This window comes from Methyloversatilis sp. (assembly GCF_965284615.1).
Lineage (GTDB): Bacteria > Pseudomonadota > Gammaproteobacteria > Burkholderiales > Rhodocyclaceae > Methyloversatilis.
The window spans coordinates 2,352,569-2,377,064 of record NZ_OZ260098.1; the positions used below are offsets into that span (position 1 = coordinate 2,352,569).

Below are 24,496 nucleotides of genomic sequence, written 5' to 3' on the forward strand. Positions count from 1 at the left end.
AGATGTATCAGTCTGGTTTTTTCGGGGATGGACAGGAGTCACATCTCATCGCAAGGCCGAGCAATATGCCGAGATTCATCCAAAGAATGAATGCCTTGCCCGGCTGAAGCATGATGGGGTTGAACGCCACCACCGGAAGTGCCGCGATGCAACTGACCGCAATCCAGTGAAAATGCGCCACCAGACCGTCACTGAGCGCACCCGGCGGTCGATCCCTGAAGCGCTTCTGCGTGTAGCGGCCGATGCGCCACAACCCATAGCCGAACAGCGCGACACCGATCAGACCACCTTGCGCCAGAATGTCGAGAAGATCGCTGTGTGTCGGAAGAACCTGCGTCAACGCAGCCACCGTGAAAAGGCCGAATTTTTCCGCCCCGGCACCGGAGAACGACTTCCCCCACACCGGCGATTTCTGGAAGTTCTCCCAGGTTTGTTCGTAGGTGTAGAGGCGATATTTCGGATTTCCATCCGGCAGCGAGGTTGACTTGAGTGCCTTGATACCGGCATAGGCGCCTACAACTGCAAACGCTACGAAGATAAGCATAAAGTAATGAAAGATGCGTCGTAGCGCCGTTTTCTTCTGGATCTCTTTTCGAACAAAAATCCACCACAAATAAGAAATCGCGACCCCTGCAACCAAGAACGACGTATTCTTGATTACGACCAGCATAAGCCCTATAAGGAGCAGAATTGAGAAAACGCGCGCCTTTGCGGTTCTCGAGCGAGCAAAAAAATATACCGCCAAAGGGACAGTCAGAAACTCTTCTTCGTGAAACTCATTCCACTTTCCCTCAGCAATTTGCCAACCCACGCCAATAACGATGCTTAGAAAGAGCAGCGAAAGATAAATATTCAGTATCGGCGTCGGATCTTTGTGATCAGCGAAGAATCGCGCAAACAGCGGCATCATGAGCATATAAAGCCCCATGATCAAAAATGTCTCAACAACCTTGATGTGAAAGCGCGCATATAGAGCACCAGCCACCACCCATACGGCAAAAAGAACCAATACCCACGCTTGCTTCAGAACATGGCCACCTTGCAGCGGATCTCTGTTTATTCTGCCCGCCAACCATGCAAGCACGAGCGTTGGAAGTATGAACATCAGGTGAACGTGTTTGAAAACAGTTCTTTTGTCCGCGTACCAGATGAACGGGTCCATCGCGAACAGGATCGCGATGAACAGGACGAAAAGCAGCATCAGATCAGTCATGATCAAGCCGCCGCCCCACAGCCGTCCGGCGGTAACGGGTACGCCGCCCACTCTTGATGCGGTCAATTCCATGGTCTGCCTTCTATCCGCGTGTCTTCAGATGCGGCCACATATGCGTCGCCTGCATGACTGCAGGAATGACATATCCGGCAACATTGGCCCATATCGCCCCCACCAGCCCATAAGTGAGCGTGAGGTACGCACCGACGGTACATGAAAAGAGCGCGCCTGCCGCATTGCTCATGAATACGTTACGGGTCGTGTCCAGCGCAAGCGCCACCGCATTCAACACCACGCTGAACATGCTTGCCCACATGCCCAGCGCCACCCACTCGAGTACCTTGTCAGCTCCCACGAACTTGCCGCCATACAACAGTTCGACCAGCGGCCGGCCAAGCAGCAGCACGACTGGCCAGATCACGATGCCGGCCAGCGCGATCCGGAGCAGCGTGCTACGCGCGAAGGTACGCAGAGCATCCGCACCTTCGTGCGCCAACACGCGCCCTGCGTGCGCAGGCAGGTAATTCGCCAGCGTCATCCTCACCACGTTCGCTGCATTCAGGATGGACATGCCGGCGTTGAAAGCTGCTGCCTGAGCTGTATCCACACCTGCAATCATGAACGGATAAGCCTGACTGCTCGCCCAGAACACCAACTGGCTTGCGACGATCCAGCGCGAATGCGAAAGTTGGGCGGACAGCACTTCAATCGCCCCCATTTCAGACCCCGCGACAACCTTTCGCGGAAGTCCCACCAGCAGCAACCCGGTCGCCAGCCCAGCAATCTGCGCGAGCAGCAGCGCCAGCATCCAGTTCGTACCGGACGACCATCCGGAAAACATCAATACCGCCATGCCGCCCAGCTGTACGCCGCCCATCACCAGACTGGTCAGGCTGGCTTCACGGATGCGAAACAGCGTGTACGCGTATCTGCGCTGCATTTCCTGCAGGAAATAAAGCGCTAGATAAACGACTGTCGCGAGAAGCAACCAAAGGTCGCGAAACGCGAACATAGCGACGGCCGCGCACAGCACACCGCCCGCTGGAATCAGCATCGCATGCGCTCGCCAGAGCGCACGGGCGCGCGCCGGTAATTCGTCAGGCCGCTGCGCGCCCAGCACATTCATAGGCTGGGTAACCCAAGTACGATGGAAGGACAATGCAAACAACACGGCCAGATAGGCCAGCGAAAAATGGGCGAAAGACTGCACGTCCAGTGCCCGCGCAGCTAGGACCATCGTCGCGAAATTGGTCGCCGACTGCATGCCCTGATCAGCAAGCGCCCACACTCGATCACGTTTCGAGGACATCAAGCTGCCCTGTGAAAAGGAGGGCGCGTCACCTTCGCAAGTACGTGCAGTCCTGACCCTCGCCGCCATGCCTTAACGCAGATGGCGAGAATACCTTGGCAAATAGATACGAAAAACCAAGTCGAGGCGTACAACACTGCGACAACCACAGTCATTGCGTGGCGATGAAATCGCTATAAGCAATAGCAAGGCCCGCGGATAGCTCTGTCGGCGCAACCCATCCCATCGCATTGAGTCGCGAAACATCCATCAACTTTCTCGGCGTGCCATCCGGCTTGGTCGTGTCGAACACCAGCTCGCCGTCGAAACCGACCACCTTGCCGACCAGTTCGGCCAGTTCCTTGATCGTGACGTCCTCACCGACGCCCACATTCACCAGCGGAGGCTCGAACCGGCCGCTCACCGACTCGTCGCTGCCCAGCAGGCTCGTATAGCGATCGTCCGGCAGGTTCATCAGGAAGACGCAGGCGTCGGCCATGTCGTCGCTGTACAGGAACTCGCGCCGTGGCGTGCCGGTGCCCCAGATGGTGACCTTCCGGTCGCCGCGCTGCTTGGCCTCGTGGAACTTGCGCAGCAGCGCCGGAATGACGTGACTGTTCTCCGGGTGGTAGTTGTCGCCCGGTCCGTACAGATTGGTCGGCATCACGGCCAGATACTTCGTGCCGTACTGCCGGTTGTAGCTCCAGCACATTTCGATGCCCGCGATCTTGGCAAGCGCGTACGGGCGGTTGGTCGGTTCCAGCGGACCGGTGAGCAGGCAGTCCTCACGCATCGGCTGCGGCGCGAGCTTGGGATAGATGCAGCTCGACCCCAGGAACATCAGCCGCGTAACACCGTGCTTCCACGCGCTGTGGATCACGTTGGCCTGAATCACCAGATTGTCGCGGATGAACTCGGCCGGGTAGCTGTTGTTGGCAACGATGCCGCCGACCTTGGCAGCGGCGAGGAACACATACTCCGGCTTGTGTTCGGCAAAGAAAGCCTCGGTCGCGGCGGCATCGGTCAGATCGAGTTCGGCGTGCGTGCGCTTGAGGACCTGGGTGTAGCCCCTGGCCTCGAGATTGCGGACGATGGCCGAGCCGACCAGACCGCGATGGCCGGCAACATAGATGCGCGCGTGCTTGTCCATGGGATGAGTCGCCCGCTTACTCGTGATAGTCGTAGGCCTGGAATCCGGCCATCTTCACGAGCGCGTCGCGCTTGGCGCTGGTGTAGTCGGATTCGACCATTTCCTTGACCAGCTCCTGCAGCGTGGTCTTCGGCGTCCAGCCCAGCTTCTCGCGCGCCTTGGTCGGGTCGCCGAGCAGGGTTTCGACCTCGGTCGGGCGGTAGTAACGCGGATCGACCTTCACGATCACGTCACCCACCTTCACCTTGGCGCGGTCACCGGTGACAGCGGCCACGATGCCCACTTCCTTCTCACCCTCGCCTTCGAAGCGCACCGTGATACCGAGTTCGGCGGCGGCAAACTCGACGAACTGGCGCACGCTGTACTGCACGCCGGTGGCGATGACGAAGTCTTCGGCCTTGTCCTGCTGCAGCATCAGCCACTGCATTTCGACGTAGTCGCGGGCATGGCCCCAGTCCCGCAGCGCGCTCATATTGCCCAGATACAGGCAGTCCTGCAGGCCGAGGGCGATGCGCGCGATGGCGCGCGTGATCTTGCGCGTAACGAAGGTTTCGCCGCGCACCGGCGACTCGTGATTGAACAGCACGCCGTTGCAGGCGTACATGCCATAAGCCTCGCGGTAATTGACGGTGATCCAGTAGGCGTAGAGCTTGGCGACCGCATACGGGCTGCGCGGGTAGAAGGGCGTGGTTTCCTTCTGCGGAATCTCCTGCACCAGACCGTACAGCTCGGAGGTCGAGGCCTGATAGAAACGGGTCTTCTTTTCCAGGCCGAGGATGCGGATGGCTTCCAGGATGCGCAGCGCGCCGATGCCATCGGCGTTGGCCGTGTATTCCGGCTCCTCGAAACTCACCGCCACGTGCGACTGCGCGGCCAGGTTGTAGATCTCATCCGGCTGCACCTTCTGGATGATGCGCACCAGAGAGGTCGAATCGGTCAGGTCACCGTAGTGCAGGACGAACTTGCGGTTGTTGACATGCGGGTCTTCGTACAGGTGGTCGATGCGGTCGGTGTTGAACAGCGACGAGCGACGCTTGATGCCATGGACTTCGTAGCCCTTCTTGAGCAGGAATTCAGCGAGGTAAGCGCCGTCCTGGCCGGTAACGCCGGTGATGAGTGCCTTTTTATTCATGATTGCCTGACAGTCCCGAAGTAGCGATTGCGGAAATTGAGATCAAACACGGAGTAAAGAGAGCGAACGAAGCTCTCTTGAACATTGAAAGCGGTGGCCTCGTCGAGACCAACGGTCGATACGCGGAAAAGCATGCCGTCCGGAATCTTCCCCTGCAGTCCGTAGCGAAGCTGTTCAAGCTTGCGGCCAAGGCCCGGCAACGTCGCTTCCTCGTCGATGGTGATCCAGTACGTGATAGGTTCAAGACGCTGACCCTGGCGCGCAACAAGCCTCTGCGCCGGAAGTTCGTAGCCATCGAGCGCAATCTTCGTTTCACCCGCGCCGAATACGCGGAAACCCTGTGCGCTGTAGCAGAACTCCGGACGATGCACGGCGGTCGCTTCAGAACTCTGATCGCTACCGTAGGCGATGGACAGCATCACCCGCTGGCCTTGCGCGTTCCGGTAGGTACGGGAGAGCGTGGCCGAGTAAAGCTCGTCGAGCGAGGCCTGCACGTCCGGAGACGGCGCGATCGGGATGATTGACTTGTCAATGACCCATTCCCCGAAAGCCTCGGGAACCTGAACATCAAGATTGATCGCCGGTTTTTCCTCTGCAACGCGCATCGTCGGCTTGAAGCTCTCTGCCGCAAACGAGAGCGCGGTCATGACGACAAACACTGCGATGGCGGCCGGACGCACGTAGGTCATGCAGCAACTCCTTGAGCATCCTTCTTCACCCCGATGCGCAGAATCGAATCAACACCGATGATGAGAAGCAAAGCACTGATGAAAAGCACCATGCCCGCGAATCCGTGCAGGAAGCCCTGCCCCGCCTCGTCTCCGAAGTAGTAGGTGATCAAGGTCAAGACGATCACACGGATCACGTTTGCGCAGAACGAGATGGGAATGATCAGGATGGCCAGAAGAAGGTTACGGAACCACGATTTATGTCGGACAAGATTCATGTAGAGCAGCCCGAGTGCTTCGAGCGTAAACAACGAATGCAGACCAGCACATGCATCAGCGACCAGCAACTGATACTGGCCGATAACCAGAATCACCCCCGTACGCGCGATCGGATACCCCATCGAATAGAGGATGTGCTCGGCAGCGTAGGACACACCCGTCTTGAGCGGGACCGTGATCATCTGCACGAAAACGCCCGGAAGCGGGATCATGAAGATCAGGAAGAAGAAGGGAAACCAGAGCTTCCGCAGCGCTGCCGTACCAAGCATCAGCAGCACCAGGCCGATCATCACTGGAATGATCGAAGCAACCTCGAGGGTGTCGATCGCTTGCGAACGACCGATGAAATACGCAACGAAGCCGAAGAACAGCAGAGCCGAGCCCAATAACGGCGCCGGACGCGCGTCGGCAAGCGAGCTACGAACCTCTCTCCACTTGTCCCAGAGCAACCAAAGCGATACCGCCAGAATGATCGGGCCGTGAGCGTTCTCGTCCGTACTCCACAGACCATTGAACAGGTCGATGAAGGTCGGGACATACATGGCCGCAAAGCCAAGCGCCACGAGTACCCATGAGAGCTCGAACTTGGATCGGATCGAGTCGGGGCGATTCGCGGTAGAGGAGTCAGCCTGCATCGAGTTAAGCATCCAGTGCAATCAACTGCGGGTTGAAGTTATTGATGAGCAACCGGACGAGCCCTGCCCCGAAGTGCTAGACGACGAGAGGTCGCATCCGGGCCGCGATTATGCCGCTATGCGTCCCATCCATCCGCTGACCATCTCACGATTTGTGACAGTCTCGAAAATAGCTCGAACGCATGCTGCAGTGCAACCACACCTCAGAGTACTACGTCACGGTTGCAGGGAAGTGACCATCAAAGTGAAGCAAGCGTTGCAGGGCCGTGCTCATCTCGCAGCAATATATATACGCAGGACCGTGGAATCGGGCCAGGATTTGTTCCCGAGATCGCGCTCGGCCCTAGGCCACATGGGGAAAAGTACTGCACTTCGGTCAGAAAGCAAGGCCTGCGGGTAAGGCCCCGCCGTCGCCAAATCGGCCAAGCCGTGAGAACTCTGCTCTACTTTTTGCGACGTGCACGCATCGTCGCACTGAAGTCGTTAAGAGGCGCGGCGACCGTTCCGACCGAAACGCCTACTTACAACTGCAATCACCGACCAGCAGGCTCGTCGCCTTGCAGGCGATCACCCCATCCGTGCAGACTGCCCTTCGCCGACGTCGCCACTCTGGGCGATACAGATCGACCCGGGTCGGCGCTCTCCATGAGCATCGACGACGGTGCAGCGCGACATTCGGGCTACTGATCACGTCCTGCGACGTGGCGGCAGCGGGCTATCCGCGGAGGGCGTTGCGACCGCCGAATGGTGCAAGACGTTGGCGCACGGGCCGCGTCGCGGTCAGAAGACCGCTCTCACAAGAGACTTCGCGCATCCGCACGACCGGAGTCGATGCGGATGCGCGAGCACGTCAGTTGACGCGGCGACGCGCGACCGCGCCGATCAGCGCCAGCCCTGCGCCCAGCATGGCCCAGGTGGTGGGCTCGGGCACCGGGGCGGTGTAGCCGGCGAGTTCGGACGGGGTGGCGCGGTAGGCGTGCAGCACGCCGGGGATCAGTTCGAAGCCGTCGGTGCTGCCACTGTAGGGCGTGGTGCTGGCGTGCAGCGTGCAACCTTCGGTCGAACCCAGCGGGCACTGGATGCGCTGCTGGGTGAGCGGGTTGAAAAGCACGTCGAACTGCACCGCGCTGCCGTTCTGGGTGACCGAATAGTCGTTGTCGTTGCCGGCGACGATGAGCCACGAACCGTCGTCGAGCTGGGGGCCGACGGCCAGGCCTTCCCACTTCTCGGGCGACACGCCGCCAGTTTCCGGCAGATTGTTGGCGGCGAGGTCGATGAAGGGCGTCGAGTTCTTGCTGACAGCGGTGAAGCTGGCGCCGGCCGCGTCGAGGTCGATGTCGGTCACGTCGGTCGCGCCGGCGAGGTCGATCAGGTAGACGTTCTTGTTGCCGGCGGCGCCGGCGAAAGTGGCGTCGGCGCCGAGGCCGCGGTTGTTGCGCTCCAGCACCATGAATTCATGGTCGTTGATCGCCACCAGCGCCGAGATGCCACGGCCCTGGGCGGCGGTTTCCATCCGGTAGGCGTACTGGGCGACGGCTTCGCCGCTGGCGTTGTCGAACTTGACGATGCGGTTATAGACGCCATTGGCACCGCCCTCGTCCACCATCGCGCTCTGCAGCATGGCGAAGGTGTATTGGCCGTCCGGCGAGATCGCCAGGCCTTCGAAGCCGCGGTTGGTGCGGCGGCCGATATTGCCGTCACCGTCGTAGTTGTAGCCGCCGGCCGTCAGCGCCGGGCGCAGCGCCTGCGGCGTGTTGAAGGCGCGGATCATCGTGCCGCTGCGGTCGAATTCATACAGCGACGGGCCGTACTCATCAGACACCAGCAGGTGGCCGTTCAGCGGGTTGATCACGATGCCTTCCGGGTCGAAGGCGGTGCCCAGATTGCTGGCCGAGCCACCCAGCGTGCTCGGGAACTGGCCGCCGAGCACGGTGCCGGCGCCGTTACGGAACTTGATCGTATCGACCACCTGGAAATTCGAGATCGCGCCGGTGCTGCGATCGACGTCGAGCGTGAAGCGCTGGACGCGCACATCGTAGGGCAGCGTGCCGCCGCCCGGGCCGCGGTCCGACAGACCCCACCATTCGTTGCGGTTGGAGTCGTAGTAGATGTCGGAGAACATGCCGAGCCGGCCGTCGTTCACGCTGCTGCCGAACAGGTCACCGGTACTGCCCGGGATGGCGATGCCATTGACGAAGGACACGGCGGATGCCGGTGCGGCGATAGCAGCCAGCAGCAGCGCCGCAGCGAGCGATGTAAGTTTCATGAAGACCCCCTGATTGTTTGTGTGTTGTCGGACATTCGAGGGTAGCGAGGGGATGTTTCAGCGATGCGACGCGGGTGACGGTGTACTTGTGGGAGCGGCCTTTGTGGGAGCGGCCTTGGCCGCGACAGGGCCTGTGCATGCTGCACGCTTTGGCACAGGCCGTTGTCGGGGTCAGAAGACCCCTCCCACAGACCCCCTACGCCGGCGCGACCTCTTTTGGAGCAAGCATTCTGGGAGCGGCCTTGGCCAAGACGCGGCCTCTGCTGTCTCCGAGCTTCGATGTAGGCCGCTGTCGGGTTCAGAAGACTCCTCCCACAGACCCCCTACGCCGGCGCAGCCTCTTTGGGAGCAAGCTTTGCGGGAGCAGCCTTGGCCGCGACACGGCCTGTGCATGCTGCAAGCTTTGGCACAGGTCGCTGTCGGGGTCAGAAGACCCCTCCCACAGAACCCCTACGGCGGCGAGACCTCTGTGGGAGCAAGCATTGTGGGAGCGGCCTTGGCCGCGACTGGGCCTGTGCATGCCGCAAGCTTCGGCACAGGCTGTTGTCGAGGGTCAGAAGACCCGTCCTACAGAACCCCGCCACCGGCGCCAATTGCAGACGCAGGGCGGCCTTACATCCTCCAGCTCACCGCCACCCAGGCTGCTCGCTCGGGCATCGGGTAGTAGGTGTTGCTGTAGGCAAGCGTCGAATACACCTTGTCGAACAGGTTGTTGATGCCGGCCGACCAGGTGGCGGCACCGCTGCGAGTGCTAACGGCGAGGTCGAACACCGTGTAGGACGGCAGCGGCGCGAAGCTCTGGTTGTCGAGATCGTTGCCGTCGAAGCGGCGGCCGGCGTAACGGGCGCTGAGGCTGAGGCGATGCGCTTCGGCCGGTGTCCATTCGATGCGCAGGTTGGCGGTTCGCCGCGGCACCAGCGGCACGTCGGCGTCGCTCCCTTCGAAGCGCGGCTGCACGTAGCCGGCATTGGCAGCGAACAGCAGCGCGGGTCGCACCCGCCAGCGCAGATCGATCTCGACGCCGGTGCGCACGGTCGGCAGTTCGTAGTTGCGATTCACGCTGAGGCCGCTGGCGCTGTCGAAGTAGATCTCGTCCTCGATGCGCATGCGATAGACCGTGGCGCCGAACTCGACCGTCTCTCCACGCGCACGCAGGCCTGCCTCGCGCGTGCGGCCGCTCTGCGGGCGCAGGTCGGGCGCGGCGAGCGCAAGTTCGTTGACGTTGGGGTTGCGGAAGTGACGGCTGTCCGCCGCAAACACGGTGAGCGCCGGCGACAGCTGCCAGCTTGCGCCCAGTTCGCTCGCCCGGTTGCGCCACTCCGATGCGGTGGCGTCGGTCGCACGGAAGGCGTTCACGCAGCTGCCCGGAACTTCGACCGGAAACGGAATGAAGATGTACTGGCACTCGCGCGTGTAGCGGCTGCCCGCGGTGCGGCTCTCGGCGCGGTCATGGCGCAGGCCGGCGTTGAGGCTGACGCTCTGCCCCAGCCTGAACACCCCTTCGGCCCAGCCCGCGTGGCCGTTCAGTTCACCGCTGCGCCGGGTCGAGTTTCCGACCACGAAGTCGCCGTTCTCACGCCGCAGGTAGTCGGACGACTGGCTGACGTAGCCGAACGCCAGATCGTGCCGCTGACCGAAGGCGTTGACGCCCAGTTCGTGCGTCAGGCGCAGATCGCGCCGGGTGGAGCCGATCACGTTGCGCTGGTCGGCCAGCGTGGTACCGGCCTGCACACCGATGAAGTAAGGGTTCTCGCGGTCGCGGTGGTCAACCTGCACGGTGAGCAGCCCGGCGCCGCCGAAATCGGCACGCAGCCGGGCGCCCAGCGTGCGGTCGTCGGTGCTGCCGCCATCGAGCGGTGAGGCGCTGCTCGCGCGCCGCTGGGCGCTGCCGCCGCGGAAGGCTTCGGCGCTGACCGGCCCGGGCAATCCGTATTCATCGATGTGGCGCGCGACACGCAGGCTGAGGTTGACGAAGGACCACGCGCCCTCGGGCAGCAGGTTCAGCTCGACCGCGCTGTCGCGCGCGGCGTAGCGATCGTTGTCGCGGTAGCCGTCGCTGTCCTGCCGGCTCAACGTGACGCTGGCGGCCAGCGGCCCGGCGCCGCCGGCTGCGCGCAGCCGCGCTTCGCGGGTGCCCCAGGCGCCGGCGCGCAGATCGAGCTGACCGTTGAGCGGCCCGGAGCGCGGGCGCCGGGTCTGGATGTGCACGATGCCGCCGACCGCGCCGTCGCCGTGGCGCACCGCCCCGGCACCGCGCAGCACTTCGATACGCTCGACCTGCGACAGCGAGACCGAAGACAGGTCCGCGCCCGACAGATCGTCGGCATTCAGGCGCACCCCGTCGACCAGCACCAGCACATTGCTGACCGCGGTCGCGCCCAGGCCGCGCATGTCAACGGTGGCGCCCTTGTCGCGGCCGAAATAGCTCTGCAGATTGAGGCCGGCTTCGCGGCTGAGCAGTTCACCCATGCCCTGCGCACCGGCGCGCTCGATGTCGTCGGCAGTGATGACCGACACCCCGTGCGGCACCGCGCGCAGCGTGTCGTCGGCCGACGGCGCACTGATGACGATCTCGTCGAGCCGGAAAGCCTCGTCGGCGTAAGCCGGCAAGCCAGCGAGCAGGCACGGCAGGAGCGCCAGCGCCCGCCGGAAAGTGATGTTCATTGGTATCGCCTCCGCACCGGCTCCGCCACGCGGGCGGAGCCGGGCATGCCTCAGGACTTGAGTCAGGAAATGAGTCAGGCCATGCGGCGGCGAGCAACGGCGCCGACCAGCGCCAGACCGGCAAGCAGCAGCGCCGCCTGTTCGGGTTCCGGCACGGCGGCGACCGCGAGGTTGTCCATCGCGAAATAGGCCGGCGTGTTCATGCCGAAGGCGCCGTTGTCGCTGGATGCGAGCGAGAACTGCAGGCTGCTCACGGTGCCCAGCGCACTCAGGTTGACCCAGCGCCAGTCGGTGACGACGTAGTCGTCGGCGCTGTCGGCAAAGCGATAGTCGGCGAGCATGAAGTCCACGCTGCCGGTGCTCTGGCCGAGGCTGTCGAGGCCGGTGATGGTGAGCATGAACCAGTCGGCATCGCTGCCACTCGCACCGCCGAACTGCTTGGCAAAGCCGTCGCCGTTCAGCATCGACAGTGCGGCGTAGGTGCTGTTGGTGAACCAGGCGCCGAGCACGTCCACCGGCGCGGCAAAGCTCGCCACCGGCGCGCCGATATTGGCCACCGCGTAGTTGGCCGAGCCTTCGGCTCCGCCGCCGGCGATGGCGCTGTGCTGGTTCAGATAGCCCTCGGTGGTGGTGTCGGTCTGGTTGGAATAGACCCAGTCGGTGTGGCAGCAGTCGCCACCCCAGTCGTTGAAGCTGTGGTTGAAGGTGGCGGCGCCACTGGTGAAGGTGGTGCTGGTCTTCGGGAAGAAGACGCTGTCGGGAGCCAGCGCCAGATCGTCGAAGGTCGATACGGTTGTGATGGCGAGGGCCGGCTGGCTCAGGGCGAGTGCGCAGAGCGAGAGTGCAAGCGTGCGGATATTCATTTGTGTTCTTCCTGGTGCGGCGCCGTTCAGGCGCGATTGCGACGGACGATGACGGACAGCAGGCCGAGCGCGGCGGCATACATCGCCCACTGCGAAGGCTCGGGGACCGGCGGCGTCTGCGCGTCGAAGGCGGCGTAGTGGATGACGCCCACCGCGTCGAGGTCGAAGCCGCTGCTGCCGCTGGTCGGGTACGGGTCGTAGATCGGGTGCGGGCCGCCGTAGGCCGCCGGGTAGCTGTCGAAGGTCGAGCCGTTGCCGACCACGTCGATCAGGCGCACGTACTGCACCTTGTTCACGTCCAGGCCGGCGATGCCGCTCAGCAGGTCGAGATCGAAGGGCGTGCCGTAGCCGGCGCGGTACTTGCCGGCCAGGCCATCGATATTGGTCGGATCGATGGTGCCGAAACCGGACACCGGGCTGGGCGTGAAGGAGTAGTTCGGGAAACGGAAGAAATCGGTGCCGTTGGACGACACTTCAACGAAGGCCAGTTCGAGGAAGGTGTTGCTGAAGCTGTTCTCGAACACCGCGAAATCGGCGCCGGCGCCATTCGTGATGTAGCCGTCGAAGCTGAGCGTGATGCGGCCGCCGTCGCCCAGCACGACGACATCGGTCGAGGTGCCTTCAGCCTTGCCCAGCCCTTCGACCGGGTTCTTCCAGGCGGCGTTGACGCTCGGGCCGGGCTGATAGTCCGAGTAGCCAGTGGCCCACTGGACAAATGCAGCACTGTCCTTGTGGATGGCGGTGGAACCGGCGCTGCCGGCCGCCGGCGCGAACGGCCCGGCGTGTGCGGACCCCGCCAGCGCGAAGCCGGACAGAGTGATGAGGGTGGAAAGTGTGGTGCGCATGCAGACCTCCGTGCAGTGCCGGCATCACCCGCCGGCGAAGTGCAGAAAATCCGATGGCGCACGGCAAGCCGCGCGAGAAACGCACAGGAACGGATAGGACGGCCGCAACACGGCCGAGCGAACGCATGCGCCCCCGGCCGCCCACCGCAGCCATCGGTCGTCGGGTCGAAAGACCCGTTGCGCCAGGCCGGTCTCCGGGCTCACGAGGGGATGTGTGCGATCCGCCTTCCCGTGCCGGGGGCACAGTGGCTGTATGGATCGCTACGACTCGCTTACCGTTGCGGGGGCAGCGCCGGAATAGCAGACCGCGAATGCGGCTGCGCACCGGACTTCCCGTTTCACCCCTTGCAGCGAACGCCGCGCGGGGCACCTGAGGCGAGCGCAGGGTATGCGAAATGCGGAGGGCGGGTCAAGGCAAGCGCCGCTGTGGGGGTCAGAGGACCCCTCCTACAGAACCCCCGTCCAGGCTCCGGCCTCGAATCGGGCGCCCCTCCTTGTGAGAGCGGCCTTGGCCGCGACAGGGCCTATGCATGCCGCAAGCTTCGATCCCGGCCGCTGTCGGGGTCAGAAGACCCCTCCTACAGAACCCCCCGTCCAGGCTCCAGCCGCGAATCGGGCGCCCATCCTTGTGGGAGCGGCCTTGGCCGCGACAGGGCCTATGCATGCCGCAAGCTTCGATCCCGGCCGCTGTCGGGGTCAGAAGACTCCGCGTGCAGACGCCCTCGACGTCCCATGATGGCGAAAAAAAACCGGGGCACCTGCCCCGGTTTTCTTGGTTGCTGCGACCGCTTACGCCGTCACCGGCTTCGCCTGGCCGCCGCCGTAGGTCAACAGCTGGGTCGGCGTGCCGCCCTTCTTCAGACGCACAGCGCAGTACTTGAACTCCGGAATCTTGCCGAAGGGGTCGAGCGCCGGATTGGTGAGCATGTTCGCCGCCGCTTCGTAGTACGCGAACGGAATGAACACGGAACCGACCGGTACGTGCGGGTCGATGCGCACGTACAGTGCGATCTTGCCGCGGCGCGATTCGACGGTGACCACATCGCCCGCCTTCACCTTTAGCTTGGCGACGTCCTCCGGATGCACGGTGACCGTAGCGATCGGCTCGATGCTGTCGAGCACCGACGCGCGACGGGTCATCGAGCCGGTATGCCAGTGCTCCAGCTGACGGCCGGTGATGAGCACCATCGGGTACTCGGCGTCAGGCTTCTCGTTGGCCGTGATGAGCTTGGCCGGTACCAGCTTGGCGCGGCCGTTCGGGGTCGGGAACTTGTCGATGAACACGACTTCGTCGCCCGGATCGCCCACGTTCTCGCACGGGTAGGTGACCGAGTGCTCGGCCTCCAGACGTTCCCACGTGATGCCGGCGATCGAGTGCATCGCTTTGCGCATTTCGTTGAACACGTCCTTCGAGCCGCCGTAGTTCCAGTCCAGGCCGAGACCACGGGCCATTTCCTGGATGATCCACAGATCCTGACGGGCATCACCCGGCGGGTTGATCGCGGCGCGACCCAGCTGCACCTGGCGATCGGTGTTGGTGAAGGTCGCGGTCTTCTCGGGGAAGGCCGAGGCCGGCAGCACCACGTCGGCGAAGTAGGCGGTTTCGGTCAGGAAGATGTCCTGCACCACCAGCCAGTCGAGCTTGGCCAGCGCGTCGCGGGCGTGGTTGACATCCGGGTCGGACATCGCCGGGTTCTCGCCCATGATGTAGCAGCCGTGCAGCTTGCCGGCGTGGATGGCGTCCATGATCTCGACCACGGTCAGGCCCGGGTTCGGGTCCAGCGTGGTACCCCACAGCTCTTCGAACTTCTGGCGGATGGTCTGGTTGCCGACCGCCTGGTAGTCCGGGAACACCATCGGGATCAGGCCGGCGTCAGACGCGCCCTGCACGTTGTTCTGGCCACGCAGCGGATGCAGGCCGGTGCCGCGGCGACCGATCTGGCCGGTCATCATGACCAGCGAAATCAGGCAGCGCGCGTTGTCGGTGCCGTGCACATGCTGCGACACACCCATGCCCCACAGGATCATCGAGGCCTTCGAGGTGGCGAACATGCGCGCGACCTCGCGCAGCGTTTCCGCCGGGATGCCGCAGATCTTGGCCATCTTCTCGGGCGAGAAGTCGGCCACGTTCTTCTTCAGTTCCTCGAAGCCCGAGGTACGGTCCTTGACGAAGGCTTCATCGACCAGACCTTCCTCGATGATGGTGTGCATCATCGCGTTCAGCATGGCCACGTCGGTGTCCGGCTTGAACTGCAGGAAGTGGGTGGCGTAGCGCTGCAGATCGTTGCGACGCGGATCGCACACGATGAGCTTGGCGCCGTTGCGCACAGCGTTTTTCATCCAGGTCGCACCGACCGGGTGGTTCACCAGCGGGTTGGAGCCGATCAGGAAGATCACTTCCGAGTGCAGCACGTCGCGCACCGGGTTGGACACGGCGCCGGAGCCGACCGCTTCGAGCAGCGCGGCGACCGACGAGGCGTGGCACAGGCGGGTGCAGTGGTTGACGTTGTTGGTGCCGAAGCCGGTACGCACCAGCTTCTGGAACAGGTAGGCCTCTTCGTTCGAGCCCTTGGCCGAGCCGAAGCCTGCCAGCGCGTTCGGGCCCTTGCTGTCGCGGATCTCGCGCAGCTTGCCCGAGGCCAGCGCCAGCGCCTCTTCCCAGCTCGCTTCACGGAAGGCAGTCAGCGGGTTGGCCGGGTTGACCACGAAGTCCTTGTGCTTGGGCGCGTCAGCGCGACGGATCAGCGGCTTTGTCAGGCGCTGCGGGTGACGCGCGTAGTCGAAGCCGAAGCGGCCCTTCACGCACAGACGTTCCTCGTTGGCCGGGCCGTCGCGGCCAGTCACCATCAGTATCTTGTCGTCCTTGACGTGATAGGTCAGCTGGCAGCCGATGCCGCAGTACGGGCAGACCGAATCGACCTTCTTGTCCGGCGTCACCATGCCGACACCGCCGGCCGGCATCAGCGCGCCGGTCGGGCAGGCCTGCACGCATTCGCCGCAGGCCACGCAGGTCGAGGCACCCATCGGATCGTCCTGGTCGAACACGATCTTCGACGCGGAACCACGGAAGGCGTAGCCGATCACGTCGTTCCCCTGCTCTTCACGGCAGGCGCGCACGCAGCGGTTGCACTGAATGCAGGCGTCGAGGTTCACGCTCATCGCCGGGTGCGATTCGTCGCACTTCGGTTGTTCGCGCGCTTCGAAGCGCGAGTCGGTCACGCCCAGCTTGCCGGCCCAGTAGGCCAGTTCCGAATCCGGCTTGTAGGTCTTGTCCGGCATGTCGGACAGCAGCAGCTCGACCACCATCTTCTGCGCCTTCACGGCGCGCTCGGATTCGGCCTTCACCTTCATGCCGGGCGTCGGCGCGCGGCAGCAGCTCGGGGCGAGCACGCGCTCGCCTTCGATCTCGACGACGCAGGCGCGGCAGTTGCCGTCCGGACGGTAGCCGTCCTTGTAGCAGAGGTGCGGAATGTCCACGCCTTGGCGGGCGGCGGCCTGGATGATGGTTTCGCCCACACGGGCCTTCATGGCCTGGCCGTCGAGCGTGAATTCGATGCTTTCCGCGGCGACCGCGGGATCAAGAGGTGCGTTCATGTGAGTTGCCGTCCCTTCACTTGATTTCGTCAGGGAAATACTTGATCACGCAGCGCACCGGGTTCGGTGCTGCCTGCCCGAGACCGCAGATCGACGCATCGACCATGGTCTGCGACAGTTCCTCGACCAGCGCGGTGTCCCACACCGGCTTGTCGATCAGCGTGTTCATCTTCGAGGTGCCGACGCGGCAGGGCGTGCACTGGCCGCAGGACTCGTGCTCGAAGAAGTGCATCATGCTGCGCGCGGCGTCGGTCGCCGTGTCCTTGTCGGACAGGATGATGACCGCGGCCGAGCCGATGAAGCAGCCGTGGGGCTGCAGCGTGTCGAAGTCGAGCGGAATGTCGCCCATCGACGCCGGCAGGATGCCGCCCGAGGCGCCGCCCGGCAGGTAACCGTAGAACTCGTGGCCGTCGAGCATGCCGCCGCAGTATTCGGCGATCAGCTCCTTGACCGAGATACCGGCCGGCGCCAGATGCACGCCCGGCTTCTTCACCCGGCCGGACACCGAGAACGAGCGCAGGCCCTTGCGACCGTTGCGGCCCTGGCTGGAGAACCACTCCGGACCCTTCTCGACGATGTCGCGCACCCAGAACACGGTTTCCATATTGTGTTCGAGCGTCGGGTAGTTGAAGAGGCCGACCTGGGCGACGTAAGGCGGACGCAGACGCGGCATGCCGCGCTTGCCTTCGATCGATTCGATCATCGCCGACTCTTCGCCGCAGATGTAGGCGCCCGCGCCGCGGCGCAGGTGGATGGGCGGCAGCGCACAGGGCGGGTCCGCCAGCAGCTTCTTCAGTTCCTTCTGCAGCAGTTCGCGCACGTGGGCGTATTCGTCGCGCAGATAGATGTAGACCTCGCCGATGCCAACGCAGTAGGCGGCGATAAGCATGCCTTCGAGGAAGCGGTGCGGGTCGCGTTCGAGATACCAGCGGTCCTTGAAGGTACCGGGTTCGCCTTCGTCGATGTTCACCGCCATCAGGCGCGGGGCCGGCTCGTTGCGCACGATGCGCCACTTGCGGCCAGCGGGGAAGCCGGCGCCGCCGAGGCCGCGCAGGCCGGAATGTTCCATCGCGGTGATCACGGTTTCCGGATCGCGACGACCTTCGACCAGGTCGCGGAACAGCTGGTAGCCACCGGCCTTCAGGTAGGCCTTGTAGCCGATGTACTTCGGTGCCGGCGCGGTCGTTTCCTTCGCCTTCACCGCCGCCTTGACCGCCGCTTCGGTGGCGCCACCGAGCGCGTTCTGGCCGACAACGACCACCGGCGCCTGTTCGCAGCGACCGACACAGGGCGCCGGAATGACGCGCACCTTGGTGCCGAGGATGCCCGGCAGCTTGTGCAGCAGTTCGTCGGCACCGGCCATCGCGCACGACAGCGTTTCGCAGACGCGCACCGTCAGTTCCGGCGGTGCGGCTTCGCCTTCGCGGACCACGTCGAAGTGGTGATAGAAGGTCGCGACCTCATAGACCTCGGCCTGCGACATCTTCAGTTCCGCCGCCAGGGCAGCCAGATGACGAGCGTGGACGGCGCCAATATTGTCCTGCAGCAGGTGCAGGCATTCGATCAGCAGGTCGCGGCGGCGCGGCATCCTGCCGAGCAGCGCACGGACCTCGTCCACCGCCTGCTGGTCAAGCGCGCGCCCCTTGGGCGTCGGCTTGACCATGCGGCGCATCTGTTCCAGCGGGATGGAAAACGGTTCCGACATTTACGGTGATCCTCTTCAGTCAGTTCGTTGTGCGTGACTTCTTCGCTTTTGTCCGCGATGTAGTTTTCGGGGCGCCTGTACCGACGCCCTCGCATTGTTCAGTGCTGTCCTTCTTCCGGTCCTGCGCCCTTGTCCGTCAGTGCGCCGAACTCGCCCTGCTCCCGGTGCAGATAGGCGAAATGCACGTTCCGCCGGTGCCACACCGAATATCCGTACCACTCATTGAAGCCTGCGGCCTCGACCTTCTCCAGCGATTCGAGCAGCGACACGCCCTGCTCGAACAGCGCATCGACCTGCGCGATCAGCGTGTCGAGGTAGCGGCGCGGCGCCTCCAGCACCTCGCGGCCGCCGGGCGCGCCGTGCGCCGGCACCACCTGCTTCACGTCCATCCGGCCCAGCTGCACCAGCGCATCGCGCCAGCCTCGTTCCTGCGCGTTGTACAGATCGGGCAGATAGCGGGCGGCGCCCAGCTCGCCGGCAAAAAGCGTTCCTGTCGCCTCATCGAGCAGCGCCGTCGCACCGGGCTGGAAGGTGTGGCCGAAATGAAGCAGCTTCAGCCTGCGCGAAACGCCGGGCAGATGGCCCGTGCCTGCGAACACCACCGTCGCCGGCGTCGGTTCGGTACTCGACATCATATTTTCGCCCAGTGCCGCGGTCAGGCGCTCGACACAGGTGTGGCAACTGGCCCGGATGAAGCGGTCTGTTTCAATCTGCGCCGCAACCGGCACACCCCGTGACACAAAAAAACCGTTGCCCAGCACGTGGTCGCCGCCGCCGTACAGATTGACCGCGGCGATCACCGGCTTGCCGAAGCGCGATTCAACGAAGGTTTTCAGGTGCTGTGCGAAGCGGTGGCTGGTGCCGGTTCCGATCAGCACCAGGCCGCGCGCGTCCTCGATCACGCCAATATTGGTGACGAAACCGCCGTTTTCGGCCGTCACTTCGAAGGACGGCGCCGGCAGCACGTGCACGCCGTCCGCCAGCGTGCGCACGGTCAGCGCCGGCAAGGTCTGCGCCTGCAGCGCCGCCGCGGGCAGGAACCAGAAAATCGCGATGACCGCGCCGCGCAACAAGGAAAGAATCCCGCGAAACTTGGGCATACCGACGGTGGTCTTCAGCGCTGTGCTAGCCTTTTCTGCACCCGACGAGGCCGAGCCACCGAGGTTCGCAGATAACAAGTCCGTCGATAACAATTGAGGAGAACCGGTTTGAACGTCCATCGTTTCCAGATCACTGTCGCCACGCTCGCCGCCCTGCTCGCACCGGGGCTGGCGTCTGCAGCGAACGACTACCCGACTTCGTCGCGCGTCGAATTCGCGCTCGAATGCCTGCAGACTTATGGCAACAACCACGAGTACATCTACAAGTGTTCGTGCCTTATCGACGAGATCGCCGAAAAGCTGAATTACGACGAATACGTCGAGCTGTCGAGCTTCAGCCGCTCGTCGGGCATGAGCGGTGAGCGCGGCGGCATGTTCCGCGGCACCGACCAGACCAAGGACGCGGTCAAGAAATACATGGGCATCGTGTCCGAGTCAAAGAAGCGCTGCTTCATCAAGTGATGCCCGTTGCGGCCGGCGTCGCCGGCCGTACACCGCCTGTCCGCGGCGCTCAGCTACCACCCTTCATGCCCGGCCGGATGGCCACCGCGCTCTCGAACTTCAGGTCCTTCGAATCGACGATGACGGCCTTCAGTTCTCCTTCGCCCTTGGGCACGAACCAGAAGCGGAAGTTGGGGTTCTCGCTGATCGAGAAATCGACGTCGGCGGTCATCACCGGCTCACCGGCGTAGCTCACCTCGACCCGACGCACGAAGTGCGGCGGCACGTAGAGGCGCGTCAGCTGGTCCATCGCCAGACCTGAACTGTTCGGATGGCTGATCATCAGCTGTGCCGCGCTCGGCTGACCGGCGACGGCGTCGTCGTCGAGCTTGAGCTTCATCTTGCCCAGGCGCGCCATCGCCTCTTCCTGATCCTTGCCGGCCGGCGCCGAACAGCCGCCCGAGGCCTTCACGTAGCGGCGCGCCATATAGACCTTGCCGTCGCTGGTTTCGGCCAGCGCGCGTACCCAGCTGTAGGCCTCGATGCGTACCCGCGTCTCGATGTCGGCACGCCCGGCAATGGGCGAGAAGGTGAAGGTGCCGCCGATAGGCGACGGGTTCTCGTCGATCACGAGGTGCACCTTGCTGACGTGCACACCGCCCGGTTGCTGCTTCGTGCGCACCGCCAGCGGCACCACCGCAGCGTCCTCCGCGCGCACCGGCGCTTCCAGTTCGATCACGTTGCCGGCCGTGTCGTCGATCACCGGGCGATCACCGACCAGCAGCGTCTTCACTTTGCCCCAGATCGCCGTGTCGGACCCATCGTCGGCCGCCTGGACACCGGCGACCCACATGAAACCGGCCAGCAGAAAAGCCAGCCTGCGCGAAATACTCATGTTCTTCTCCTCCAGATGGACTGCTCCGCGACGATCAGTCTGACGCCGATCGCTCGATTGTTCTGTAACCCAGGTCGCCCAGCCGCCGCGCACCTGCATCCGACGAAGTCTCTTTGTGGGAGCGGCCTTGGCCGCGACAGTGCCGACGCATGTCGCACAGTTCGGCACAAGCCGCTGTCGGGGTCAGAAGACCCCTCCCACAAAAGCCCCGCTCCGCGACCGCGCGTCTCCTGTGGGAGCGGCCTTGGCCGCGACAGGGCCTTCGCATCCTCGCCACCTTCCTTCCACAGGCGCACCACGCCCCACCAGTTTCAATCTTCCCACTCCAGCTCGGCGTACGCCGCGGTGACGTTGCGCTTGTGGAACAGGTCGGCCAGTTCCCAGTTGCCAACCTGGTCGCGCGCCACCTCGTCCGCCGCCTGCGCCAGCTTGCGGCCGGCCTTGATGGCCGCCCTCGTTTGATCGGCAAGGGCCTGCAGGTAGTTCCCCTGTTTCGCAAACGCCTCCCGCCAAGCCGGTCCGGCGTCACCGTGCCCGGACACGACGCGCTTCACGTCGAGCGCGGCAAGTTGCGCATTCACCTTGATCCAGCCCAACAGCTTGCCGTCCACCACCGGCATGTGACCGACGAACAGCAGGTCGCCCACGAACAGCGTGCCGCTCGTTTCGTCGAGCACGGTGAGGTCGTTGTCGGTGTGCGCGGTCGGCCAGGCGCGCAGACGCAGCACGCGTCCGCCGAGGTCCAGCGTGTCTTCGCCGCTGACGGTACGTGTCGGCGCGACCAGTTCCAGCCCGCGCCCGGCGTCGCCCATCAGGCGTTCGGCGGAGGCGATGTAGTTGCGGCCGCGCGCCGCCAGCGCCGCCGGCAGCTTGGCGTGGCCGACGAATTCGGGCTTGTCGGCGACGAAAGCCTGGTTGCCCAGCACGTGATCCGGGTGCACATGCGTGTTGATCACGTAACAGACGGGCAAGGCGGTCTTCTGTCGCACGCTCTCGCGCAGCGCGGCCCCCACGGACGGAGACCCGCCAGTGTCGATCACCGCGACGCAGCGACTGCCGACGACGAAACCAAGGTTCGAAATTGCACCGCGGTTGTGAGCATCCTGCTCGGCGGTGACACCATTAAACACGAACACGCCCGGCGCGAGCTCCTTCATCGGCAGCGTCTCCGCCGCCATCGAAGCGCTCACCGTCAGCGCGATCAGCCCACCCACCATCGACCGCCACAGGCGCCCGGCAACGGCGCTTGCGGATTTGCACTCAACTGTCAGCATCGTTAGCATTCGGCGTCCATACGCGGCCCAGAATAACAAATCAGGATGCAGCGCCTCACCTCACTTCTTCCACTGCTGCTGCCGCTTCTGGCCCTGTCCGGTTGTGCCATGCAACACGTGGAGCCGGCGCCGCTGCAGCCCGAAGCGTCGCAATCGGCTTTCCGCCAACGCCAGCTGACCGATGCGCGGACGCGCGACTTCCTGGCGCAGCGCAATATGGATGTCGCGCAATGGCCGCCGGCGAAGTGGGCGCCCGAGCAACTGGTGCTGGCCGCCCTCGACCGTCACCCGGCCACCGCGCAAGCACGTGCCCGCGCCCAGCTCGCCCGCGCCGAGCTGCAGACCGCCGGCCTGAAGCCGCGGATGTCGCTGGCGCCCGAGATCGAACGTACCAACGAGCGCGACCCCGGCCAGTCGGCCTGGAGTGTCGGACTGGCGCTGGACCTCGCGATCACCGGACAGTCAGTGCGCGAAGCGCGCATCGAGCGCGCCCGCCTGCTGGCCGACAGCGCACTCCTCGACGAAGCAGACGCAGCATGGACCATACGCAGTAACGCACGCCGCGCCCTGCTCGAACTGTGGTCAGCCAGCGAAGAACTGAAACTGCTGGACCGCCTGGTCGTGAGCTGGCTGGACGCGCAGGCGGCAATGCAGAAGCGCTACGACCTCGGCGCCGCCGACGCGCTCGATCTGACGACGACGCGCACCGCCGCCGCGCAGGCGGAGTCGCGCTACGTGCTGACCGAGCAGCGGCAGATCCGCGCCCGCGGCGAACTGGCGCAGGCGCTCGCCTTGCCACTGTCGGCGATCGACGCGCTGACGCTCGATTTCGACGAATTCGAACAGCCGCCGCCGTTGCCCGCCGACGACGTGCTGCGCAGCGCGGTAACGCTGGACCGCATCGATCTGCGCCGCGCGCTGGCCCGCCACGCCGCTGCCGAAGCCGGCCTGCAGGTGGAACTGCGCGCGCAATACCCGGAAATCCGGTTGCAGCCCGGTCTGTTGTGGGACCAAGGTGCGACCGTCTGGAAACTCGGCGCTTCGCTGCCGCTGTTCGCCGCGCAGCGCCAGGCCGGCCCGATCGCCGAAGCCGTCGCGCGACGCGAGATCGCGGCGCAGGACTTCCTGCTGCTGCAATCGCAGGCGCTTGCCGCGCTCGATCTCGCGCGCGCCCGGGTGAAGGCCGCCACGCTCGATACCGATGGCGCCGAAGCGGAAAACGACGAGGCGCGGCTGCAGCTCACCCGCACCGAACAGCGCTTCACCCGCGGCGACGCCGACCGGCTCGACCGCGTGCTCGCCCTCACCCGCCTGCTCGAAGCCGACATCCGGCTGCTGCAGGCGCGCGCCCGCACACTGGCTTCGCGCCTCGCGCTCGAAGACGCCATGCAGCGCCCGCTTGCCGCCGGCGCCGCCACGGAAGGACAGCCATGAAAGCACTGACACCGCACCGCGCGATGTTCCTGATGGGTCTGCTCATCATTGCCCTGGTCTGGGCGCTCATCTATTACGCACGCGACGAATGGAAGCTCTACGAAGCGCCGGCCGACGACGACATCGCCGTGCCTTCGCTGGTCGAGCGCGACGAGAGCGGCATGAGCAGCGTCAAGCTGACGGCCGCGGCGCAGAAGGCGAGCGGCATCGAGGTCGGCCAGCCACTGACCGTGCGCGCCGGCACCGAGCGCGAGGCGCAGGCAGCCGTGCTCGACGTCGAGCCGCTGTTCGCGCTGCGCGCGCAACTGCAGGAAGCTCGCGCCGACATCGCCCGACTCGCTTCGCAACTGGCCCGCTCGGAAGCCGAACGCGACCGCATCCAGGCGCTGTACAGCGACGACCGCAACGCGTCGGAGCGCGCATTGCAGACCGCACGCAGCCAGGCCGAACAGGATCGTGGCGCACTGGCCGCTGCGCGCGCCCGCGCCGACGGTCTGCACGCGCGTCTGGTGCAGGGCTGGGGCTCGCTCGGCGGCACCGCATCCGGTGAAGCGCCGCCCGAACTGGACAAGCTGGCCGACCGCCGCGCCTCGCTGGTGGCGATCGCATTGCGTGGCGCCGGCGACGCGCCGCCGACCATGCAGCTGCGCCTGCCCGACGGCGACGAATCGATCGAAGCGCGGCGCATCGGTCTGGCACCGCGCAGCCTGGCGCATGCAGCTGGCGAAACCTGGCTGTACAAGACCGAGCGCGTGCTGCCCACCGGCACCCGCCTCGCCGCACGCGGCGTGACCGGCACCGCGGTGCTGCACCTGGTGCCGAACAGCGCCGTGGTCTGGTACGCCGGTCTGCCGTGGATCTATGTGCGCGACGACGACGAACCGGAGGAATTCATCCGCCAGGCCCTGCCCGCCGAATCGCAGCGCCCGGACGGCTGGCTCGCGCCGGCACTGGAAGACGACGCCCGCGTGGTCACCCGCGGCGCGCAGCTGCTGCTGTCGGAAGAGCTGAAGCACACGCTGGCGGACGAGAACGATGACTGATCGCCTG

General features: G+C 64.6%; 18 protein-coding genes and 1 riboswitch. Of the genes, 3 read left to right on the plus strand and 15 right to left on the minus strand.

Translation table 11 applies throughout. From position 1 onward, the window contains the following. Positions 1 to 7: 7 nt before the first annotated feature. The 13 genes from ACQ66H_RS11220 to ACQ66H_RS11280 all read right to left on the minus strand — a co-directional run bounded on the left by ACQ66H_RS11220 (position 8) and on the right by ACQ66H_RS11280 (position 19,375). The gene (locus ACQ66H_RS11220) at positions 8 to 1,285 is read right to left on the minus strand and encodes an O-antigen ligase family protein (protein ID WP_430434102.1); all 1,278 of its coding nucleotides are present in this window, start codon (positions 1,283 to 1,285) and stop codon (positions 8 to 10) included. A gap of 10 nt (positions 1,286 to 1,295) precedes the next feature. Continuing rightward, a complete protein-coding gene (locus tag ACQ66H_RS11225) occupies positions 1,296 to 2,522 on the minus strand; it encodes a lipopolysaccharide biosynthesis protein (RefSeq protein WP_430434103.1) in 1,227 nt (408 codons plus the stop codon). A gap of 151 nt (positions 2,523 to 2,673) precedes the next feature. Then, positions 2,674 to 3,651 carry a GDP-L-fucose synthase family protein gene (locus tag ACQ66H_RS11230; protein ID WP_430434104.1) on the minus strand — a complete coding sequence of 326 codons (978 nt, stop codon included), beginning with the start codon at positions 3,649 to 3,651 and terminating at the stop codon, positions 2,674 to 2,676. A gap of 16 nt (positions 3,652 to 3,667) precedes the next feature. Then, positions 3,668 to 4,783 (minus strand): GDP-mannose 4,6-dehydratase, encoded by a 1,116-nt coding sequence (gene gmd, locus ACQ66H_RS11235; RefSeq protein WP_430434105.1) that lies wholly within the window; start codon positions 4,781 to 4,783, stop codon positions 3,668 to 3,670. Further along, complete coding sequence (epsI, locus tag ACQ66H_RS11240; RefSeq protein ID WP_430434106.1) at positions 4,780 to 5,472, minus strand: exosortase-associated protein EpsI, B-type; 693 nt, start codon at positions 5,470 to 5,472, stop codon at positions 4,780 to 4,782. Before epsI ends, gmd begins: the two co-directional genes overlap by 4 nt. Beyond that, positions 5,469 to 6,365: an exosortase B gene (gene xrtB / locus ACQ66H_RS11245; RefSeq protein ID WP_430434107.1), complete on the minus strand. Its 897-nt coding sequence runs from the start codon at positions 6,363 to 6,365 to the stop codon at positions 5,469 to 5,471. Before xrtB ends, epsI begins: the two co-directional genes overlap by 4 nt. An 850-nt stretch (positions 6,366 to 7,215) precedes the next feature. After that, a complete protein-coding gene (locus ACQ66H_RS11250; protein WP_430434108.1) occupies positions 7,216 to 8,631 on the minus strand; it encodes an esterase-like activity of phytase family protein in 1,416 nt (471 codons plus the stop codon). 612 nt (positions 8,632 to 9,243) lie between these two features. Continuing rightward, entirely contained in the window at positions 9,244 to 11,295 is a 2,052-nt protein-coding gene (locus ACQ66H_RS11255) for a TonB-dependent receptor (RefSeq protein WP_430434109.1), read from the minus strand. Positions 11,296 to 11,369: 74 nt separating this feature from the next. After that, positions 11,370 to 12,158, minus strand: a complete 789-nt coding sequence (locus ACQ66H_RS11260; protein ID WP_430434110.1) for a DUF4465 domain-containing protein — start codon at positions 12,156 to 12,158, stop codon at positions 11,370 to 11,372. A gap of 26 nt (positions 12,159 to 12,184) precedes the next feature. Then, on the minus strand, positions 12,185 to 13,003 hold the full coding sequence (locus ACQ66H_RS11265) for a PEP-CTERM sorting domain-containing protein (protein WP_430434111.1): 819 nt from the start codon (positions 13,001 to 13,003) through the stop codon (positions 12,185 to 12,187). A gap of 168 nt (positions 13,004 to 13,171) precedes the next feature. After that, positions 13,172 to 13,392, minus strand: a riboswitch (cobalamin riboswitch). 400 nt (positions 13,393 to 13,792) lie between these two features. Further along, the gene (gene fdhF, locus ACQ66H_RS11270; RefSeq protein WP_430434112.1) at positions 13,793 to 16,597 is read right to left on the minus strand and encodes a formate dehydrogenase subunit alpha; all 2,805 of its coding nucleotides are present in this window, start codon (positions 16,595 to 16,597) and stop codon (positions 13,793 to 13,795) included. A gap of 16 nt (positions 16,598 to 16,613) precedes the next feature. Beyond that, positions 16,614 to 18,302: an NAD(P)H-dependent oxidoreductase subunit E gene (locus ACQ66H_RS11275; RefSeq protein WP_430434113.1), complete on the minus strand. Its 1,689-nt coding sequence runs from the start codon at positions 18,300 to 18,302 to the stop codon at positions 16,614 to 16,616. Between the two features lie 98 nt (positions 18,303 to 18,400). Further along, positions 18,401 to 19,375, minus strand: coding sequence for an MBL fold metallo-hydrolase (locus ACQ66H_RS11280; protein WP_430434114.1), 975 nt, complete (start codon positions 19,373 to 19,375; stop codon positions 18,401 to 18,403). A gap of 135 nt (positions 19,376 to 19,510) precedes the next feature. Between ACQ66H_RS11280 and ACQ66H_RS11285 the strand changes: the two genes are divergently transcribed. After that, positions 19,511 to 19,864, plus strand: coding sequence for a hypothetical protein (locus tag ACQ66H_RS11285; protein ID WP_304001191.1), 354 nt, complete (start codon positions 19,511 to 19,513; stop codon positions 19,862 to 19,864). A 49-nt stretch (positions 19,865 to 19,913) separates the two neighbouring features. On the opposite strand, the gene ACQ66H_RS11290 is transcribed toward ACQ66H_RS11285, so the two are convergent. Both ACQ66H_RS11290 and ACQ66H_RS11295 read right to left on the minus strand, forming a co-directional pair. Next, positions 19,914 to 20,738: a quinoprotein dehydrogenase-associated SoxYZ-like carrier gene (locus ACQ66H_RS11290; RefSeq protein ID WP_430434115.1), complete on the minus strand. Its 825-nt coding sequence runs from the start codon at positions 20,736 to 20,738 to the stop codon at positions 19,914 to 19,916. A gap of 311 nt (positions 20,739 to 21,049) precedes the next feature. Next, positions 21,050 to 22,012 carry a quinoprotein relay system zinc metallohydrolase 2 gene (locus tag ACQ66H_RS11295; RefSeq protein ID WP_430434116.1) on the minus strand — a complete coding sequence of 321 codons (963 nt, stop codon included), beginning with the start codon at positions 22,010 to 22,012 and terminating at the stop codon, positions 21,050 to 21,052. A gap of 108 nt (positions 22,013 to 22,120) precedes the next feature. On the opposite strand from ACQ66H_RS11295, the gene ACQ66H_RS11300 reads away from it, so the two are divergent. Then, positions 22,121 to 23,446 carry a TolC family protein gene (locus ACQ66H_RS11300; RefSeq protein WP_430434117.1) on the plus strand — a complete coding sequence of 442 codons (1,326 nt, stop codon included), beginning with the start codon at positions 22,121 to 22,123 and terminating at the stop codon, positions 23,444 to 23,446. Then, complete coding sequence (locus ACQ66H_RS11305) at positions 23,443 to 24,489, plus strand: hypothetical protein (RefSeq protein WP_430434118.1); 1,047 nt, start codon at positions 23,443 to 23,445, stop codon at positions 24,487 to 24,489. Before ACQ66H_RS11300 ends, ACQ66H_RS11305 begins: the two co-directional genes overlap by 4 nt. Positions 24,490 to 24,496 lie beyond the last annotated feature (7 nt).

Excerpts from the sequence above, each read along its gene's own strand:
- ACQ66H_RS11220 (WP_430434102.1), bottom strand. The coding sequence starts at position 1,285 with ATGGAATTGACCGCATCAAGAGTGGGCGGCGTACCCGTTACCGCCGGA.
- ACQ66H_RS11225 (WP_430434103.1), bottom strand. The coding sequence starts at position 2,522 with ATGTCCTCGAAACGTGATCGAGTGTGGGCGCTTGCTGATCAGGGCATG.
- ACQ66H_RS11230 (WP_430434104.1), bottom strand. The coding sequence starts at position 3,651 with ATGGACAAGCACGCGCGCATCTATGTTGCCGGCCATCGCGGTCTGGTC.
- gmd (WP_430434105.1), bottom strand. The coding sequence starts at position 4,783 with ATGAATAAAAAGGCACTCATCACCGGCGTTACCGGCCAGGACGGCGCT.
- epsI (WP_430434106.1), bottom strand. The coding sequence starts at position 5,472 with ATGACCTACGTGCGTCCGGCCGCCATCGCAGTGTTTGTCGTCATGACC.
- xrtB (WP_430434107.1), bottom strand. The coding sequence starts at position 6,365 with ATGCAGGCTGACTCCTCTACCGCGAATCGCCCCGACTCGATCCGATCC.
- ACQ66H_RS11250 (WP_430434108.1), bottom strand. The coding sequence starts at position 8,631 with ATGAAACTTACATCGCTCGCTGCGGCGCTGCTGCTGGCTGCTATCGCC.
- ACQ66H_RS11255 (WP_430434109.1), bottom strand. The coding sequence starts at position 11,295 with ATGAACATCACTTTCCGGCGGGCGCTGGCGCTCCTGCCGTGCCTGCTC.
- ACQ66H_RS11260 (WP_430434110.1), bottom strand. The coding sequence starts at position 12,158 with ATGAATATCCGCACGCTTGCACTCTCGCTCTGCGCACTCGCCCTGAGC.
- ACQ66H_RS11265 (WP_430434111.1), bottom strand. The coding sequence starts at position 13,003 with ATGCGCACCACACTTTCCACCCTCATCACTCTGTCCGGCTTCGCGCTG.
- fdhF (WP_430434112.1), bottom strand. The coding sequence starts at position 16,597 with ATGAACGCACCTCTTGATCCCGCGGTCGCCGCGGAAAGCATCGAATTC.
- ACQ66H_RS11275 (WP_430434113.1), bottom strand. The coding sequence starts at position 18,302 with ATGTCGGAACCGTTTTCCATCCCGCTGGAACAGATGCGCCGCATGGTC.
- ACQ66H_RS11290 (WP_430434115.1), bottom strand. The coding sequence starts at position 20,738 with ATGAGTATTTCGCGCAGGCTGGCTTTTCTGCTGGCCGGTTTCATGTGG.
- ACQ66H_RS11295 (WP_430434116.1), bottom strand. The coding sequence starts at position 22,012 with ATGCTGACAGTTGAGTGCAAATCCGCAAGCGCCGTTGCCGGGCGCCTG.
- ACQ66H_RS11300 (WP_430434117.1), top strand. The coding sequence starts at position 22,121 with ATGCAACACGTGGAGCCGGCGCCGCTGCAGCCCGAAGCGTCGCAATCG.
- ACQ66H_RS11305 (WP_430434118.1), top strand. The coding sequence starts at position 23,443 with ATGAAAGCACTGACACCGCACCGCGCGATGTTCCTGATGGGTCTGCTC.